Genomic DNA, 20,092 nt, shown 5'->3' with positions numbered 1-20,092 from the left:
AAGTGGCAAGTGGCAAGTGACAAGGTTAGAGTAATAAGTGGCAAGTGACAAATGGTAAGTTTACGTACAGAATTTAGTAAGCTAAATTTACACTTAAAAATAATATTCTAAATATTATTTTTAAGAAACTGCTATGCAGTTTCATCCTCAACTTGTCACTTTTAACTTGTCACTTGTAATTAAAAAAAGAGGGAGAGAACAGATATGATAAAAACACCAAGTATAGAGTGGTTATCTAACCCAGAAGTATTTAGAGTAAATAGAATAGATGCACATTCAGATCATTTATATTATGAAAATAAAGAGGATATTAAACTAGGCTATGATATGCCATTAAGACAATCTTTAAATGGAAAATGGAGATTCTCTTATGCAGTAAATCAAGATAGTAGAATAAAGGATTTTTATAAAGAGGATTATGATTGTAGCAATTTTGATTATATAAATGTACCTGGACATATTCAAATGCAGGGGTATGATAAGTGTCAGTATATTAATACTATGTATCCTTGGGATGGACATGATGAACTTAGACCGCCTCATATATCAAAGACTTATAATCCTGTAGGAAGTTATGTTAAGTATTTTAATATAAAAGATGAACTTAAGGGTAAAAAGACATTTATTTCTTTCCAAGGTGTAGAAACTGCTTTTTATGTATGGCTAAATGGTGAGTTTATTGGTTACAGTGAAGATACATTTACGCCATCAGAGTTTGAAATAAGTGAGTATTTAAAGGATGGAGAAAATAAGCTAGCTGTAGAAGTATATAAAAGAAGTAGTGCTAGCTGGTTAGAAGACCAAGATTTTTGGAGGTTCTCAGGAATATTTAGATATGTATATCTTTATGCCATACCTGAGTGTCATGTAGATAATATCTTTGTTAAGGCTGGATTAGACGATTCTTATACAGAAGGTAGATTAAACTTAGATATTAACCTTAAATTAAATAAAGAATGTTTTGTAAATATTTATTTAGAAGATAATGATAGGAATTTAATTTGTTCATTAGAAAAGAGTAAAGCAGAAAATATTCTTAATAAGGATATGAAAGTATATAATGTAAAGCCTTGGAGTGCAGAAACACCTTATTTATATAATTTATATATAGAATTAGTAGATGAAAATGATGAATTAATAGAAATAGTTAGACAAAGAGTTGGATTTAGAAGATTTGAGTTAAAAGATAGCATAATGTACTTAAATGGTAAGAGAATATTATTTAAAGGTGTAAATAGGCATGAGTTTAATTGTGAAAAAGGACGTGCTATAACAGTAGAGGATATGTTATGGGATATTAAGTTTTTTAAACAGCATAATATAAACTCAGTAAGAACATCTCACTATCCTAACAATTCAATATGGTACGACTTATGTGATGAGTATGGTATATATTTAATAGATGAAGCAAATTTAGAAAGTCATGGTTCGTGGCAAAAGATGGGTGAATGTGAACCTTCATGGAATGTGCCAGGGTCTATACCTGAATGGAAAGGTGCAGTTTTAGATAGAGCTGAATCAATGTTTGAAAGAGATAAAAATCATCCATCAATATTAATATGGTCTTGTGGTAATGAGTCTTATGCAGGAACAAATATTTTAGAGATGACTAAGTACTTCCATAAAAATGATGATAGCCGTTTAGTTCATTATGAAGGAGTATTCTGGAATAGAGAATTTGATGAGATAAGTGATATGGAAAGTAGAATGTATGCAAAGCCTAAAGATATAGAAGAGTATTTAAATAATAATCCTAAAAAGCCATATATTAGCTGCGAATATATGCATGCTATGGGTAACTCCTGTGGAGGATTAAATTTATATACAGAATTAGAAGACAAGTATCCTATGTATCAAGGTGGATTTATATGGGATTATATAGATCAAGCAATAGCAGTTACTGATGAGGACGGAGAAAGTAAATTAGTTTACGGTGGAGATTTTGATGATAGAGCTACTGATTATTGCTTCTGCACAGATGGAATAATTTATGCAGATAGAACAATATCACCTAAGGCTCAAGAGGTAAAATATCTATTCTCAAATATAAAAATAAAACCAGATAATAAAGGTGTTCTTATAAAAAATAATAACTTATTTAAAGGAACTGAATCCTATGAGTTTGTATGCTATATTGAAAATGAAGGAAATAGAATATTTGAAAAAACTATGTTAATTGACGTTGATGCAGAAAGTGAAAAGTATGTAGAAATAGACTATCCAAATATTGAAAAAAATGGAGAGTTTACTTATAATGTATCTATGATATTAAAAGAGGATACTTTATGGGCTGAAAAGGGATATGAAGTAGCTTTTGGACAGGCTATTTATAATAAATTAGAAGATTTAGATAGCGAGAATATTGAAGATAAGCTTGAAGTAGTGCATGGTGATGTAAACGTTGGAATTAAGGGGAAAGGCTTTAATATGATGTTTTCTATACAAGAGGGTGGATTAATATCGCTTCGTTATGATGATAAGGAGTATATTACTAGAGCTCCAAAAACATCCTTCTTTAGAGCAACTACTGATAATGACAGAGGTAATGGACATAACTTTAGATGTTCTCAATGGCAAATTGCAGGGCAACATCAAAAGTTAGTAGATTTTAAATTAAAAGAAGAAGAAAATAAGGTTATTTTAGAATATAAATTTATAATGCCAACATCAGTTGAAACTACTAATACTGTTATATATACTGTTACTGCTGATGGAGCAATAAATGTAAACTTAAAGTATAAAGGGGTAGAAGGTATGGCTGAGATACCTTTATATGGAATGGACTTTAAGCTTAAAAAAGAATTAGGTAATTTTAAATATTATGGCTTAGGACCAGATGAAAATTACATTGATCGTAATGAAGGTACTAGACTTGGGGTATTTGAAAATACAGCTATGAACAATATGTCTAAATATCTAATTCCTCAAGAATGTGGAAATAGGACAGGAGTTAGATGGGTAAAAGTAACTGATGATAATGGTGAAGGGTTATGCTTTAAGTATGACAAGAAGCCATTTGAGCTAAGCGTATTACCATATAGTGCATATGAAATTGAAAATGCAATGCATATTGATGAATTACCTAAGGTTAATTATACATGGGTACGTATAATAGATAAACAAATGGGTGTAGGTGGAGATGATAGCTGGGGAGCACCAGTTCATGATCAATACTTAATACCTTCTTGTGAGGATATTGATTTTAGTTTTACGATAACAAAAGCATAATTAAAATAGCAATCTGTAAAGGGTGGGGAATATGAGAAAGTACTGTAAGGTATTAATTGCAGAAGACGAATTTATTATGCGTCAAGGAATTAAACACATGATAAATTGGGAGAGTGAAGGTTTTACAATAGTTGGAGAAGCAACAAACGGTAAGGAAGCATTAGATTTAATTGAAGAAGTTAGGCCTAATATTATTATATCTGATATAGTAATGCCTATATTAGATGGAGTTGATTTCTCAAAAATAGTACAGAAAAAGTATCCAGAAATACAGATTGTTATTCTTAGTAGTTATGACAAGTTTGAGTATGTAAAAAATACCTTGTTGAGTGGAGCAGTGGACTATATTTTAAAGCCAACACTGACTCCCTCAAATTTAATAAAAACTTTAAAGAAGGCAGTAAATAGAATTCCAGGAATGAAGCTTATAAAAAATGATGACGAATATTATCATAGTTTAATTGAAAAATATATTCTAGGTTATGAGGACGTATTAAATGAGAAGAAATTCTTAAATGTTTTTCCTAATAGCTGTTTTAGAATACTAGGAATAGATATAAAAAGCTTACGGGGTAAAAATGAAGAATGGATTCAAGATGTTATAGGAAAGATAGATGAGTTTTTCCAATGTAATAAGCAATATATAAGTATAAAAACATTAATAAATGATAAGATTCTATTTTATACAATAAATTATAAAGTAAGTGATGATAACAATATAGTTGATGAAATTGAAAAGTTTATAATTAGTGATATATGGAATGACAACAATATATTTTTTGTAATAACTAAAAAATTTAACAATATATCAGATATAAAAAATATATATAATGATAGCTTTATTTCTTTTGTAGGACAAAAATTTTATTATAAAAATGTACCTTTATTATGCACTGATAAATTAGTAAAAGAGAAAAGTAAGAAGTTCGATTTTGATAAATTTTATAATGAAATAAAAATAAGAGAATTTGATATTGCAATAAATAAGGTTGAGGATTATGTAGGTCATGCTGTGTTAACTAAAATGAATGAGCAAAAATTAAAAAGCTTAATAAAAAATATAATTTATACTATTTTAGTTAGTATTGAAGAGTATTCTAATAATACAGATGAATTAAGAGCTAAGTACTTTAATATGATTGAACAAGCTTTATATAGTGAAGCATTAATTGAAGCTGTTAATTGTATTTTTAAAGAACTAAAAATGATTTTATCAGAGAATGTTGATGAAGAAGATAGTATAAAAAATATCTTAGAATATATAAATAATAATTATGCTAGTTATTTAGATTTAGGAGCTATTTCACAAAAATTTAATTTTAATTATAGTTATTTATCTTCATATTTTAGTAATTATTGCAAGGAGGGATTTTCAGAATATCTAAATAAGATAAGAGTTGAAAAGGCTTGTGAATTACTTATAGGGAATAAATATTATGTATCTGAAATTAGTAGTATGGTAGGGTATTCAGACCATAGTTATTTTTGTAGAGTATTTAAAAAGATTAAGGGATATACTCCAAGCCAATACCGTAGATTAAAGCTACTTATGGAGGATAAAAAAGATGATTAATAGATTAAGAAGAAATAGCTTATTTTTCAAAATAATGTGTACAGTTGTAGTTGCAGTAATTTGTACATCCATTGCTATAAGTGGTGTGATAATAAATATATCTAGAGACATATTTGAAAAGTCATATATAGATTCCCAACAGAAAGTAGTAGAGAGAGTCTATGAAAAACTATATGATTTTCATAAACAATCAGTAGAGACTATTAATTCAATAAATTCTAATAGAGCTGTAAGGCTCTATTTTACTGAAGAGGACTTAAGTTATAATGAGTCCTTTAATAATATTTATAACATGAAGACACAAATAAAATCTTTATTTAAAGAAAACGATTATAGCTATGATTTACTTATTGCAGGTTTAGATGGTAAGACTTACCTTAAGGAGGGCCTATTATATAAAGAAGCTGCAGATTTACTACAAATGGATATATCTAAGAATTCATTGGAACAAAAGGATACAATTTTATATCAATTTTTAGATAAAGGATTTACTTCAACTACACAAAATGAGCCTGTAGTAATAATTACAAAAGCTCTTACTTTTAATAATGGAGAGCCTTATGGAATTTTATATTTAATGCTTAAAGAAAAGGAATTTCAAAGCATTTATGATTATTTTTCTCCAGGTTTAAATAATGTTTATATATTAAATAAAGTTAATAAAGTTATATCAACTAATAATGATATTAGCTTGGGGACTTATATTGAAAGCTTTGAGGAAGATATAAAAACCTTAGCTATAAATAATGAGTTAAGTAAAATTTATGAAATTCAGGGAAATGTAAATTTTATAGAACGATTACCAGACAGTAATCTGGTATTATGCGGAATTACTAATATAAATAAGGCAATAAGAGAAATATATGATATAAAAAAGATAATATCTATATGCTTTTTTATAACGCTAATAACATTGATAATAATATATTTTATAGTTAATCAGGTCACAAGGCCCTTATATATGCTTATTGAAAAGATGTCTACCCTTAGATCTAATAAATTTAATGAATATGTTGAGATAAATGAAGTAAGTGGAATAAGTGAGATAGAGGAATTAGCTACTACTTATAATTTTATGATTAAGGATATAAACAGTCATATAAAGGAGTTAGTAAAAACTCAAAAGGAAAAAAGAAAAGCTGAAATATATGCATTACAAATGCAGATAAATCCTCATTATGTTTTCAATACTTTATCAAGTATAAAGTGTTTAATATGGCAAGGTGATAAGGATAGAAGTATTGAGGTTCTTGACTCATTTATTTTATTGTTAAGAAATACAATTAGTAAAACTGATGAATTTATAACTCTTAAAGATGAGATAGACAACCTTAAGCATTATGTATTGATTAATAATACTAGGTACGGAGATAGAATAGATGTACAGTATTTTATTATGCCAAACTGTTATGATTACTTAGTTCCAAAGCTTATACTACAACCATTTATTGAAAATTCTTTCTTCCATGGCTTCCCTTCTAGAGAAGAAGGTAGAATAGAGATATTCATAAAAGAAGATAAGGATAACATAGATATAAGAATTATAGATAATGGAGTAGGTATTGAAAGTGATAAGCTAGAAAATCTTAAGAATGTTAAAAAGACTAGCAGAAAGGGATTAAGTGGGATAGGTATAAATAATGTAAATGATAGAATAAAGCTTATTTATGGAAATGACTATGGCATAGAAATAAAGAGTGAATTAGGAAAAGGAACAGAAATAATCATTTCCTTACCTAAACAATTAGCTAAATAATAGTTGAGGGGTAGAAGTTTATGGGTATTATAATAAATAAAGAAGAAAATATTTTTTCATTAAATACAACAAATACATCTTATGTTTTTGCAGTTGATAATGAAGGCCTTATAAGAAGCTTATATTGGGGAAATAAGATAAAGAATATAGAGGATTTTTATATTACTAAATTAGAAGAGGTTTCAACTAATGATCCTGTTTATGAAATAACTCCTGAGGAGTTTCCAGTTTGTGGTGGATTAAGGTATAAGGAGCATTGCTTAAAGGTTAATTTTAATGATGGAACTAGAGAGTTAAAATACAAGTATATTGGTTACAGCGTTGTAAATAATTCTCTTTTAATTAAATTAAGAGATGAACATTATGACTTAGAAATTAATCTACATTATATAATTCATGAAAAGTATGATTTGATAGAGAGATATGTAACTTTAAGAAATAATACAGACACTAGCATAGAAGTTGAAAAAATATATAGTGGACAATTCCATATACCTTACGAAAATTTAAACTTTAGAAATGTGCATGGACATTGGGGAGCAGAGCAACAAATGTTTACCCAAAAGGTTGGCTATGGAAAGATATATATAGAAAATAGAAGAGGTATATCTACTCATAATCATAATCCTTATTTCATATTGGACAAGGATGCAAAGGAAACCTCAGGAGAAGTATTTTTTGGAGCATTAAAGTTAAGTGGGAACTTTAGCGGAATAGTTGAACAAACTCCATATGGTGAAACTTTAGTTCAGTTAGGTATAAATCCACATGACTTTGCTTTAGAACTTAAAGCTGGAGAAGAGTTTAAAACACCAGCAATAATAGCAGGTTATACAAACGAAGGTTTTGAAAAGATGTCTCATAATCTTCATAATTACGGTAAAAATGAGCTAATGAGAGATGGATTAAGAGACGTTTTATATAATTCATGGGAAGCTACAGAGTTTAAGGTTAGTTGTGAGGAACAAATTAAATTAGCTAGAAAAGCTAAAGAGTTAGGAGCAGAGCTTTTTGTAGTAGACGATGGATGGTTTGGAGAAAGAGATGGTATAGATAATGGATTAGGAGATTGGTATGTAAATGAGAGGAAATTTCCTAAAGGTTTAAATCAGCTAATTGATGAAGTTAAATCTATGAGTATGAAGTTTGGAATATGGTTTGAGCCTGAAATGGTTAATCCAAAGTCTAAGCTTTATAAAGATCATCCAGATTGGATTTACAACTTTAAAACAAGAGAAGCGGATACATCAAGAGGTCAATATGTTCTTAACTTAAGTAAGGATGAAGTTAAGGAATTTGTATATAATACCTTAGATAATATGTTATCTACTTATGATATTGATTATATAAAATGGGATGCTAATAGACCAATATCTCAAAGCGATGTAAGAAGAGATATATGGTATAAGCATATCCAAAATCTTTATGATATAGTTAGAAAACTAAAAGAAAAACATAAGAATGTATACTTTGAAGCCTGTGCTTCAGGGGGAGGAAGAATAGATTACGGAAGCTTAGAAGTCTTTGATGATTTCTGGACAAGCGATAATACAGATGCTTATGATAGATTGAAGATTCAAGACAGTTATTCATATATTTACCCTATTAAAGCTATGAGAGCTTGGGTTACTGACTGTCCAAACTTCTTATCAAAAAGGAATATACCATTAAGGTTCAGATTCCATTCTGCAATGATGGGTACTTTAGGCATAGGATGTAATATATTAAAGTACACAAAAGAAGAAGAGGAAATAGCAAAAGAACTCATAGATGAATACAAGTCAATTCGTCATATAATTCAAGAAGGAGATTTCTATAGACTTGAAAATACTTCTTCAAATGATTACTACTTATATCAATACTTAAAAGAAGATGAAGCTGTAGTCTTTGCATTCCTACCACAGAGCAAAATAGGTCATAGAGGAACTAGAGTCAAACTAAGAGGATTAGAAGAAAATAAAAAATATAAAGTAGAATATTTAAATCAAGTGATAGAAAAAACAGGTGAGTACTTAATGAACTATGGATTAGATATTAAGCTTTCAGGAGACTATAGTAGTTGTATTGTAAGATTGAGTAGAACTTTAAATTATTAATAAATTAGTGGCAAGCGTATGATTGCCACCTTTTTCATTAAGAGGATAAATATCATATATAATAATTTCACGATAAAAGAAGTTAATTAATAGAATGGTTACAAAAAACTTATCTATAGGAAATAATCATTATAATTTGATTTTATATAGTCTACTAATTGTTCTTTAGATTTATTATCTATATTTTTAATAAATTCAGAGGTTAATATTCTTTTTTTTGAAGGTTTAAATCCATAACTGTTTAAAAGTTTAATATCATCGTTATTTAAAAAAAAGTTTACTTTTATAACATTTTTAAAAGTATTATTAAGAGAAAATAACATTCTATTAGAGAATAATAGGATAAAATCATATTCTATATTTTTAATTTTTTCAATATCATAAAGAGTAAATACACCCACTAATGTTACGTCATAGTATGATTTTAAAAGCTCTTCAAAATATTGAACTCTCTCATATACTATGTTAGTTAACAATATTATTTTTAGACTTTTTCTTTGAACGGAATCATTTATATCCAACCATTTTTTTGTTATAAGGGCCAATGTAGATATTTGAATATTATTTAAATTTACATTATACACATCTGTAAATATTTTTTGATTATTTGAAATCAATTTGTGGATATCAGGTAAATTAAGCTCCACATTATTTACTAGTTTATCATCAAAATATATATTTAACCATTGTGAGCAAATTTTCTTATACATAAATCTATATATTTCTTGTACAAAATCAACCTTTGATACTATGGTCTTATTCATATTTAAAAGTAAGGTATCTACAAATAAAACTGATATATCCCAAAGCTTTTCATCAAATAAGAAATCCTGAGATGGATTAGTATCTAAAATCGCATCTATATTGCTAAATTCTTTATTTTCATGTACATTATCAAACAATTGACATTCTGAAATGTTCAATGGAATTTTAGTTGATTTAGTTAAGATGTATCCTTCATTTTGACGAAAAATTACTACTGATAAATATAAAATAAGAAACTTCCTAGAATGATATGATAGATTTACATCTTTGTTATTTATATAAGTTAATAATTTATCTTTAATTATAAGGCTTTGAGTTGATATTTTTTCATTAAATATATTAAAAGCATAGGTCTCAAAGGGTGTATTAGCTTTTCTATTTTTAAAGTTATTATTTAAATCTATATCTATTATCGCTTGTAATTTTTGAATTACAAACAATCTAAATACAGTTTCATTCCCTGTAATTTTTATTCCCTTTTTCTTTAAAATAGTTAATGTTAAATTATTTTGATTTAATATTGATTTTAGATATCTAGTATCATTTTTTTTAGTTGTTATAGATAGTCCTAAATGATTATATAAATCTGTTAGATTTACATAATCATTTAATAAGGCGCTTATTAAAATGATTAATATTCTTTCATCGCGATTAGAAAAATATTCATCCATAGAAAGGGATTGAATAAAATCAGTATATTCTATATAGTTTAATGATGTAGTAACTAGTCCATTTTTTATTAAAATTATCTCTTTATTTCCAGAGTATAGATTTATTATATCTATTTCCCTACGAATACTTGATTCAGTTTTATTAAAAAATGATGAAATGTTTTTAATATTTATATTTTGTTTTTCTTGAATATATTTAATTAATTCTAAAGATGAATGACTTATTCCCATAAATACCTCACAAATTTTAATTCAATATTTACTCATATAATCCAAGTATAGATTTAAGGGATACTATTTGCAAATATTTTTATTACAATATTATCCTTTAATAACTTTAAAATTGAAATTATAATTTATTTGTAGATGTAATTGATTACAAAGATTAATTTAAAAAATGGGGGAATTGAAAATGAAGAGTAAAGGTAAGGTTTGGCAATCAGTACAAACTTTCGGAAGAAGTTTATTATTACCAGTAGCACTTATGGCTCCAATAGGAATGGTAATGGGTATTTGTAATGCATTAACTCAAAGTTATATGATAGAACAATTTGGGTGGCTATCAAATGGAACATTACAAATAATTTTGAAGAGTTTGAAATCGATAACAAGCGTTATATTTGATAATATTCCATTATTATTTGCTATGGGAGTAGCTTATGGATTAAGTAAAAAGGAAAAGGGGATTGCAGTATTCTCATCTGTTGTTGCATATTTGACTTTAAATATAGTTATGAATGTTTATTTAACAGTAACAGGAACATTAGCTCCACCAGAAACAATGTCTCAATTAGGACAAGGTGTTGTATTAGGTGTTCAAACCTTAAGAATTGACGCTTTAGGTGGAATTATATCTGGTATAGTAGCAGCTAAGTGTGCAGATAGATTTTATAAATTACAATTACCACTTGCTTTTGCATTCTTTAGTGGTAAAAAATCAGTACCAATAATAAGTTTTGCAGTGATGATTCCTATAGGATTAGTTATTCCTTTCTTCTGGGCAATAATCACAAAGATATTAATAAGTAGTTCAGTTATACTTATGAACAAGTACGTAGGTCCTGGAGTATATATGACACTTAATAGAATGTTAATTCCATTTGGATTACACCATGTATTATCTTCAATAGTAAGATTTACAGAAGCTGGTGGAGTTTATATGATTGATGGAGAGCAATATATTGGAGTAATGAATGCTTTAAATCAAATCTTATTTAACTTAGGGCCTACTCATGAAGCTTGGAATGAACTTATGCCTACTTTATCAAGCTATATGGCTCCAGCACAAATGTTAACTACATTATTTAGAATTCCAGCTATTGGATTAGCTATGTATCATACAGCTTTTACAAAAAATAAAAAAGTTGCTAAGGGAGTTATAATAACTGTATGTTTAACAGCTTTCTTAGGTAATATTACAGAACCATTAGAGTTTACACTATTACTTGTAAGTCCTATATTATTCTTCACATATGCAATATTAGCAGGTGTAATGACAATTCCAATGAGTTTCCTTGGAATAAAGATGGGATATATAAGAGGGACAATATTTGACTTTGGAATATTTGGCTTACTTTATGAAAACACAAACTGGATAAATTTGGTTTTATTAGGTCTTGTAAACTTCGTAGTATTTTATTTTGTATTTAAGTTTATGATTAAGAAGTTTAACTTTGTTACTCCAGGAAGAGAAGATTTTGAGTTAAATGAAGATGCTAGTCACTTATTAAAGGAAAAAAGATATAAGGAAATAGCCGAAATAGTTATAGAAGGATTAGGTGGAAAAGCAAATATATTAACTGTAGAAAACTGTGTAAGTCGTTTACGTGTAGACGTTGAAAATCCTGATCTAATTAACCAAGATAAGATAAGAGAAAGTGGATGTTTAGGAATTTTCTTACCTTCAGAAAAGCATATCCACGTAGTATTTGGACCACATGTTGAATTTGTTAAGCATGCAGTAGATGATACAATAAAACAATTAGCATAAACGTAGAAAGAATAGAGGTAAAAAATGAGAGCATTATATGATTCAAAAAGTAAATCTATTGATGATAGAGGGGTAAAGGATTTATTAACCGAGAAACATAAAATTGCAACTTGGTTAAAGGTTGAAAAGGAGCTAGCTCTAAGTCAAGCTGAGCTAGGGATAATACCAAAAGAGGCGGCAGAAAATATTGCTTTAAATTGTGATATTGAGAAAATAGACTTAAATGAGGTTTATAAGATAAAAGAAAAAATTGGACATGGATTTATGCCACTTATAAAAGTTCTAGTAAAAAACTGTAATGAATTAGGTGGTAAATATGTCCACTATGGGTGCACAACTCAAAATATACAACAAACATCTCAATTATATATTGTAAGAGAAGTAACAGAAATTTTTAAATCATTCTTAGCTGATATTTTAAGAAATTTATCTAATGTAGCTATTGAAAATAAGGACACTGTTATGGCTGGAAGAACACATGGTAGACATGCAACACCTATAACATATGGATATAAGGTTTCTGTTTGGATAAGTGAGTTAATTAATAATATAGAAAGATTAGAAGAGAGTGAAAAGAGAGTTTATCAAGTAATGATGGGGGGAGCAGTTGGATGTTATAGCACTGTAGGTGAAATAGGTCCAAAGATTCAAGAGTTAGTAGCTGATAAACTTGGGATGAGTTATATGCCTGTACCTAGTAGAAACATTTGCACGCATAAGATTGAATATATTATGAATATGCAATTAATATGTAATGTATTGCACAAGATGGCTGAAGAGATTTACTATACAGGAATAGAAGAGTTCGGTGAAGTTTACGAACCGTTTAAGAAAGGTACTGTAGGAAGTAGTACTATGCCTCACAAGATTAATCCTAAAAATGCAAAAGGAATTATTGCAAATAGCCAAAAGTTGTATAGCCTAGCGCAGGTAGGATTAACTTCAAGTGCAAGAATGTTTGAAGGTGATAGTAGTCAATATATGTTGTTTGATGCAATTGTTGATGAAGCTTTAGAATTAGTTCTTGAAGTATTAATGAGAGCTGAGGAGCTAACAAGAGGATTAATTGTTAAAAAAGATAGATTATATCAAAATGTATTACTAAATGGTGGATTAGACAATGCAGAGTATATCATGATGAAGATGGCAGACAAAATTGGTCGTGATGCAGGTCATGAGCTTATGTATGAATGTTCTATGAAGGCAGAGTTAGACGGGAAGAAGTTCTATGATGTACTTTGTGAAAATGAAAAGGTAAAGGAAATCTTTACTGAGGAAGAGATAAAGGAATTAATAAATCCTAGCAATTATGTTGGAATAGGAAGTAACTTAGCAGTAGAAATGGCTGAGAAAGCTATAATTAAAGCTAATGAGATGGAGAAGTAGTATGGGATTTTTTAAGAAAGAAAAAAAGTTTATTTGCCCAATGACAGGTAAGATTATATCTATTACAGATGTACCAGATGACGTTTTTAGCAATAAACTTTTAGGTGATGGTTTTGCAATAGAGCTAAGTGGAAATGAAGTTTTATCACCAATAGATGGTGAAATTACAACTGTATTTCCTACAGGACATGCATTTGGAATAAAATCAGGTGATATAGAATTATTAATACATGTTGGGCTAGATACAGTTAAGCTTGAAGGAAAACCTTTTGATATAAAAGTGAAGGTAGGCCAAAAAGTTAAAGCTGGAGATGTTATAACATTAGTTGATACTGATTATATAAAAGCAAATAATACATCATTAGTTTCACCAGTAATTTTTACTTCAGGTGAGAAGGTAGAAGTTAAAAATTTGAATTCTTCTGTAAATATCGGGGATAAGAATATAATAAAATTCTAATTTGATAATGATTAAAAAGTTATAGAAAGTTTATTAAGGTATAAGTAGGTACAAGTTATCTCCTTATACCTTAATTTATAAAAAATATAGTATTAAAAGGAGTATGGAATTATAGTAATTATAATTTCTAAGAGGATAAAATGAAGTTATTTGTGACAGATTTTGATAGAACTTTATACGTAGATAGAGATATATCGTTAAAGGATATAAATAGCATAAAGTCATGGCAAGAAGATGGAAACTTATTTGTCATAGCTACTGGTAGAGATATTTATTCAGTAAGAGAAAAAGTAGAGTTATATGATATAAAACCAGATTATTGGATATGTAATAATGGAGCTGTACTTTTTAATGAAGATTTTAATGTACTTTCGTCAAAGGTGATAGAGAGAGAAGTATTAATGAACATTTTAGAATATATATATGAAAATTACGAGGGAGCATTTAGTTTATCAGAAGTTAATAACAAGATTGCAGTTAGAGCGAAAAATGATCAGTGTAATGAAAGAGATTATAGAAAGATGATAGATTTTAGTGAAATCGAGAAAATTGGACAAGTTTATCAAATTCATAAAAGATTTGATGAGGAAAGTTTGGTTAGTAAATTAGCAAATGATTTAAATGATAAATATGGAAGGTATATAACTGCATATCCTAATAACTTAAATGTTGATATTGTGGCTAATGGTGTAAATAAATCTGGAACTGTAGAGTATTTAAAGAATAGTTTAACCAATGTAAATAAAGTAATTACAATAGGTGATTCTTATAATGACTTACAAATGATACTAGATTATGGTGGATATACGTTGGAAAGTGCTAATGAAAATATAAGACTGAAAGTTAAAAATATATGTATGGATGTTTCGGAGTGCATAAATTTAAATAATTAATAAGAATTTAATATGAGATAAAGAGGGGTATAATATGATAATTTATTCTAAAAATATATATCTTGAAAATAATAAAATATGTGGATTTATTAAAGTTGATAAAGAAAAAATTGTAGATATAAAAGAATGTAATCGTGATTTAGACTGTGATTATTTAAAGGAATATGTTTCAAGTGAACTAAAATGGGATAGTAATGATGAGATATTTGATTACTCTAATCTTAATATTATTCCAGGATTTATTGATATTCATATTCATGGGTGGGGAACTGGATCATTTTGGTTAGAAAAATCAAAAGAGTCAATATTAGAAATGAAAAAGTATTTACCTATAGAAGGAGTAACATCATTTTTAGCAACATCTGGGGCAGATACTAAAGATGAAATTTTAGGGCAAATAGATGCTGTTAATGAAGCTTATGAAGAAAATCAAATAGGAGCAGACTTATTAGGGATTCACTTAGAAGGACCTTTTATAAATAAAGAGTTTAAAGGAATGCAAAATGAAGAAAATTGCATATTACCTAATATTGATATAATGAAATCTTTCTATGAAAGACAAGGTAAACAAGGGTTAATAAAGTTAATGACTATGGCACCAGAGCTAGAAAATAGTAAGGAAGTAGCAGAGTTTTGTAAGGAAAAGGGGATTCAACTTTCGGTTGGACACTCAGCAGCCACATTTGAACAGATAAAAGAAATGAAAGAGCACGGATTTTCTGGTTTTACACATACATTTAGTGGAATGAAAGGAATGCATCATAGAGAGTTAGGGGTAGCAGGATCAGCTCTATATTTTGATGATATGTATTGTGAATTTGCTAAGCAAACAGGGTTAACTGTAAAACATGAGATCTTTGATATTGCATTAAGAATAAAAACAAGTGATAAAATAATATTAACAACTGACTGTTGTGGATTAGCAAAAACTAATAAACCATGGAATCATTATGTAAGAAGGATTACTATTATTCCTCATGAAAAAGGAGTAATGATTAAGCATTATGATGGAAGAGAGGAGATAATAGATAATAGTAATTATGAAAATGTTAGAGACATTGAAATGAGCTATATTAATTCAGTTAAGAATGTTATAAAGCACTCTAAGGTTACTATCTTTGATGTTATTAAAATGACAAGTGCAAATCCAGCAAAATATATAAATGTATTTGATAAAAAAGGAAGTATTGATATAAATAAAGATGCAGATTTGTTGGTAATAGATAATGATTTTAATATAATAGATACTATTGTGAGAGGAAAAGTTTATGATATAAAATAGCTATTATTTACACAATAATACCACATGAGAATAAAAAAATAGCTCATGTGGTATTTTATTTTCTAATTAAATTTATCTTGAACTAAAGAGAAAATTTTATCAAAATCTAAAGTTATATTTAGGTAATCACTTTTAAATTTATTATCAATTTTTAAGTAATCCTTATAATTGTCATTTTGTAATCTGTATAGCTCAACGCTTCCGTCTTGAGATACTAAAATATATTCTTTAACGCCTATAGACTTATATAAATCCATTTTTTCTGTTTTATCATATTTTGCAGTTGCAAAGCTTAATACTTCAATAACTAATTCTGGAGCTGAAACTAATATTTCACCTTTCCATAATAAATCACTGCCTGCAAATATATCAGGTTCTAAGTACTTATACTTTTTATCAGTGTTTTTTAAAATATAATTAACATCTATTCTAGTAGCTTCAGAACCTACATTATTGGCAGACTCAATTTGATCTAGTAGTTCATTAAAAATATAATGCACTATAATTCTATGCAAGTTAGACGCTGGGCTCATCATCATCATAAAAAATCACATCCTAATTTTATTATTGACATATTAATTTAATTATAATATAAAGATTTTTATTTCTCTACTGATGTTTTTACATAAAATATATATTTCACGAATAATAAAACTAATATAGAAGCAAAAGTTCAAAATATTGCGTTAAGTTAAGGAGACTTTTAACATTCTTAACAAACAATAATAAAAATAGTAATTGTAAAAAGTAATAAAATATGAGTTTTGAGTTAAATTTTAAAAATATAAATTAATGGTATAAATTTACACAACGTAAGTAAATACCTAATGAAAGAGGCAAATTCCGTAAGGTATTTGTCTTTTTATTTACTTTTGGAGTTAAGACTTATAAGTTAAATTAAGTACGAAACATAAATGTATTAATATATTTAACGTAAATTAACTCTATTTTACATTGGCTTATTATGGATTTAATAAAGATGGTTTAAGCTAAAAGTGTAGTCCGATGGACGAAGAGTTAAAAGTCGTCTAAGTAGAAGGGAGATAAAATGAAGAATTCAATTTTAATGACTTATTTTGCACCAACTATAGCGGAGTGTCTTAAGGTGGAAAAGCCTCATGAAGCTAAAGAAGGAGTAGGAGCAGTAAAAAACTTGCTTGAAAAGAATGACTGCTTAGATATTGATAGAACATTAATATACAATCCAGATGCTATTGGAATGTGGTTATTTCAAAAATACACAAGTGAATTTTCAAAGGTTCTTGAAAATACTCAATTAGCATTACCAGTACAAACTGTATTACCATCAGTAACTCCAGTATGTTTTGGAACGATGTATACAGGGGCTATGCCTAGTACACATGGAATAATGAGATATGAAAAACGAATAATAGAAACAGATTCTCTTTTTGATAGACTTGCTGAGGCTGGCAAGAAGGTTGCTATAGTAGCAGTAGAAAATTCAAGCATGGCAATAATATTTGGAGAAAGAAAAATTGATTATTATATATTACCATACGATGAAGAGGTAAACCAAAAGGCTAAGGAGTTAATAAAAGAAGACAATTATGATGTTATCGTAGTTTATAACCAAGAGTATGATGATAAGATGCATGCAACTTATCCAGAATCAGAAGTTGCATTACAAGCTATGAAGAATCAAATAAATGCATTTTCTGAATTAGCAGATGCAGTTAGAGAAAATTGGACAAATCATAATTCTCTAATATGTTGTGTAACTGATCATGGTATTCATACAGGAGACAATGGTAAAGGGACTCATGGATATGACGTTGAGGAAGATTTAAATGTTATGCACTTCTTCGGAGTATTACCTAAAAATAAGTAATCTATATTATGTAAATTAGCAAAATTGCTATAAGTGATATTTCGGCGATATAAAAATAAGTAATTAATGAAGAGGAAAGTTTATATGAAACATATAGAATTAGTTGAAATTTCAAAGTCTTATGATGGAAAAAATAAAGTTATAGATAAGATTAGTGTTCAGGTTGAAAAAGGTGAATTCTTTGTACTTGTAGGACCATCAGGTTGTGGTAAAAGTACACTTCTTAGAATGATTGCAGGATTAGAAGAAATAAGTGGTGGGTTATTAAAGATTGATGATGTAGTAGTAAATGATATGGCACCTAAGAACAGAAATATATCATTTGTATTCCAAAACTATGCGCTTTATCCTCATATGACAGTTAGGGACAATATACTATTTGGACTTGATGTTAAGAAGGTTCCAAAGGATGAGCAAAATAAAAGGTTAATGGAAACAGCTGAAGTTATTGGACTTACTGAATTATTAGACAGAAAGCCAGGTCAATTATCTGGAGGACAACGTCAAAGAGTTGCTCTTGCAAGAAGTATTTGTAGCCAAGCTGCTATATGTCTTATGGATGAGCCTTTATCAAATTTAGATGCTAAGTTAAGAGCACATATGCGTACAGAAATCAGAAGAATCCATGATAAGTTTAAATTAACAACTATTTATGTAACTCATGACCAAGTAGAAGCTATGACTATGGGAGACAAGATTATGGTATTAAACGGAGGAAGAATTCAACAAGTTGGTTCACCTCTAGATTTATATAATACCCCTGCAAATAAGTTTGTAGCTAGCTTTATTGGATCACCTCAAATGAATATGGCTGATGCAGTAATTAAAGATGATTCAATAGTTATAAACAATGAAATATCTATTGCTATTGATGAAAGCTTAAAAGGTAAATTATCAAATGGTCAAAAGTATAGTATCGGAATAAGGCCAGAAAACTTAACTAAAGCAGAGTTTAGTTCAGAGATATCTCATGCAGTAGTAGTTGATGGAGTTGAGCTATTAGGTAATGAAACTCAAGTTTTATTTAAAGTTGGAGGTAAGACACTTATAGCAAGATGGCCAGGCCAATGGAGATTAAATGTAGGAGAGATTGTATTTATAGAATTTAATACTGATAATATCCATTTTTTCAATATAGAAACTGAGGCGTTAATTAGCTTTTCAGAGAATATTAAAGAAAAAGCATCGGCTTAGGGGGAATAGGGATGGCTGAAACTTCTATTAAAATTAATCTAAATGAAGAAATTATAAGCAAAAGTAAAAGTAAAGAGGTTAAAAAATTCTTTAAGGGATTTGTTTATATATTACCATCACTAATACTTTTCTTAATATTTGTTATATATCCATTTGTAAAAACAATATTTCAAAGCTTTTTCCTATCAAACAATTTAGGACAACTAACCTCTTTTGTTGGATTAGAAAATTACATTGATTTATTCAAGGATACAAATTATTTAAAGACTGTAGGAACAACATTCTTATATGTTGTAATGGTAGTTCCAATAACTATTATTATAGCTTTAATGTTAGCAGTAATTTCAAATTATAAATTAAAGGGAATGGGAATATTTAAAACTATATTTTCATCAACATTAGGTATTTCAGTTGCTGCTGGCTCTATATTCTGGAGCTTTATGTTCCACCCAACTGTAGGAATATTAAATAAGGGAATAAATGCTTTAGGGGGAGAGTCTGTAGGATGGCTTACAAATCCTAAGGTAGCTATATTTGCAATAGCAATGGTATCGATATGGATGAATATAGGATTTGCTTATTTAGTACTTATAGGTGGAGTTAAAAATATAGACAACTCATTTTATGAAAGTGCTGATATTGTTGGAGGAGGATTCTGGTACAAGCTACGAAAGATAACAATTCCGCTTTTATCACCATCATTATTTTTTGTATTAACAATATCTATAATAAATGCATTCCAAACCTTTGGAGTAATTGACATGTTAACAAAGGGTGGACCAAGTAATACGACAACACTTATGGTATACAGTCTTTATAAAGAAGCATTTGTGAATTTCCAATATGGTAGAGCAACAGCTCAGGGTGTAATATTGTTTATCATTATTTTTATAGTTTCACGTATACAAGTTAAGCTTACAGAAAGGTTGGTGACTTATCAATAATGAGA

The 20,092-nt window shown here is 28.3% G+C and carries 14 protein-coding genes; 12 read left to right on the top strand and 2 right to left on the bottom strand.

The window, feature by feature from the left end:
• Window positions 1–204: 204 nt before the first annotated feature.
• Genes lacZ through H8S20_RS04495 form a run of 4 tightly spaced genes read left to right on the top strand, consistent with a single transcriptional unit; the run spans window position 205 to window position 8,653 of the window.
• Window positions 205–3,228, top strand: coding sequence for a beta-galactosidase, LacZ type (gene lacZ, locus H8S20_RS04510; RefSeq protein WP_186859397.1), 3,024 nt, complete (start codon window positions 205–207; stop codon window positions 3,226–3,228).
• 31 nt (window positions 3,229–3,259) lie between these two features.
• On the top strand, window positions 3,260–4,801 hold the full coding sequence (locus H8S20_RS04505) for a response regulator transcription factor (RefSeq protein WP_186859396.1): 1,542 nt from the start codon (window positions 3,260–3,262) through the stop codon (window positions 4,799–4,801).
• Entirely contained in the window at window positions 4,794–6,557 is a 1,764-nt protein-coding gene (locus H8S20_RS04500; RefSeq protein ID WP_186859395.1) for a cache domain-containing sensor histidine kinase, read from the top strand. Before H8S20_RS04505 ends, H8S20_RS04500 begins: the two co-directional genes overlap by 8 nt.
• A gap of 20 nt (window positions 6,558–6,577) precedes the next feature.
• Entirely contained in the window at window positions 6,578–8,653 is a 2,076-nt protein-coding gene (locus tag H8S20_RS04495; protein WP_186859394.1) for an alpha-galactosidase, read from the top strand.
• 113 nt (window positions 8,654–8,766) lie between these two features.
• Here H8S20_RS04495 and H8S20_RS04490 read toward each other — a convergent pair whose 3' ends face one another.
• Entirely contained in the window at window positions 8,767–10,320 is a 1,554-nt protein-coding gene (locus tag H8S20_RS04490; protein ID WP_186859393.1) for a helix-turn-helix domain-containing protein, read from the bottom strand.
• Between the two features lie 181 nt (window positions 10,321–10,501).
• Between H8S20_RS04490 and H8S20_RS04485 the strand changes: the two genes are divergently transcribed.
• The 5 genes from H8S20_RS04485 (at window position 10,502) to nagA (ending at window position 16,100) form a co-directional block, all read left to right on the top strand.
• A complete protein-coding gene (locus H8S20_RS04485; RefSeq protein WP_186859392.1) occupies window positions 10,502–12,079 on the top strand; it encodes a PTS transporter subunit EIIC in 1,578 nt (525 codons plus the stop codon).
• A gap of 24 nt (window positions 12,080–12,103) precedes the next feature.
• Window positions 12,104–13,465, top strand: a complete 1,362-nt coding sequence (locus tag H8S20_RS04480; protein ID WP_186859391.1) for a class-II fumarase/aspartase family protein — start codon at window positions 12,104–12,106, stop codon at window positions 13,463–13,465.
• A gap of 1 nt (window position 13,466) precedes the next feature.
• The gene (locus H8S20_RS04475) at window positions 13,467–13,925 is read left to right on the top strand and encodes a PTS sugar transporter subunit IIA (protein ID WP_186859390.1); all 459 of its coding nucleotides are present in this window, start codon (window positions 13,467–13,469) and stop codon (window positions 13,923–13,925) included.
• A gap of 140 nt (window positions 13,926–14,065) precedes the next feature.
• The gene (locus H8S20_RS04470; protein ID WP_186859389.1) at window positions 14,066–14,818 is read left to right on the top strand and encodes an HAD-IIB family hydrolase; all 753 of its coding nucleotides are present in this window, start codon (window positions 14,066–14,068) and stop codon (window positions 14,816–14,818) included.
• A gap of 34 nt (window positions 14,819–14,852) precedes the next feature.
• Window positions 14,853–16,100, top strand: a complete 1,248-nt coding sequence (nagA, locus tag H8S20_RS04465; protein ID WP_186859388.1) for an N-acetylglucosamine-6-phosphate deacetylase — start codon at window positions 14,853–14,855, stop codon at window positions 16,098–16,100.
• A 62-nt stretch (window positions 16,101–16,162) separates the two neighbouring features.
• Here nagA and H8S20_RS04460 read toward each other — a convergent pair whose 3' ends face one another.
• Window positions 16,163–16,642 (bottom strand): Uma2 family endonuclease, encoded by a 480-nt coding sequence (locus tag H8S20_RS04460; protein ID WP_186859387.1) that lies wholly within the window; start codon window positions 16,640–16,642, stop codon window positions 16,163–16,165.
• 506 nt (window positions 16,643–17,148) lie between these two features.
• Between H8S20_RS04460 and H8S20_RS04455 the strand changes: the two genes are divergently transcribed.
• The 3 genes from H8S20_RS04455 to H8S20_RS04445 all read left to right on the top strand — a co-directional run bounded on the left by H8S20_RS04455 (window position 17,149) and on the right by H8S20_RS04445 (window position 20,087).
• Window positions 17,149–17,949: an alkaline phosphatase family protein gene (locus H8S20_RS04455; protein ID WP_186859386.1), complete on the top strand. Its 801-nt coding sequence runs from the start codon at window positions 17,149–17,151 to the stop codon at window positions 17,947–17,949.
• 84 nt (window positions 17,950–18,033) lie between these two features.
• The gene (locus H8S20_RS04450) at window positions 18,034–19,143 is read left to right on the top strand and encodes an ABC transporter ATP-binding protein (RefSeq protein WP_186859385.1); all 1,110 of its coding nucleotides are present in this window, start codon (window positions 18,034–18,036) and stop codon (window positions 19,141–19,143) included.
• Window positions 19,144–19,154: 11 nt separating this feature from the next.
• Window positions 19,155–20,087 (top strand): carbohydrate ABC transporter permease, encoded by a 933-nt coding sequence (locus tag H8S20_RS04445; protein WP_186859384.1) that lies wholly within the window; start codon window positions 19,155–19,157, stop codon window positions 20,085–20,087.
• The last annotated feature ends 5 nt before the right edge of the window (window positions 20,088–20,092 follow it).

The organism is Clostridium hominis (assembly GCF_014287825.1).
In the GTDB taxonomy this organism is placed as follows: domain Bacteria; phylum Bacillota; class Clostridia; order Clostridiales; family Clostridiaceae; genus Clostridium; species Clostridium hominis.
Note: the sequence above shows the minus strand (reverse complement) of the source record. Positions and strands in the feature narration are given on the sequence as shown.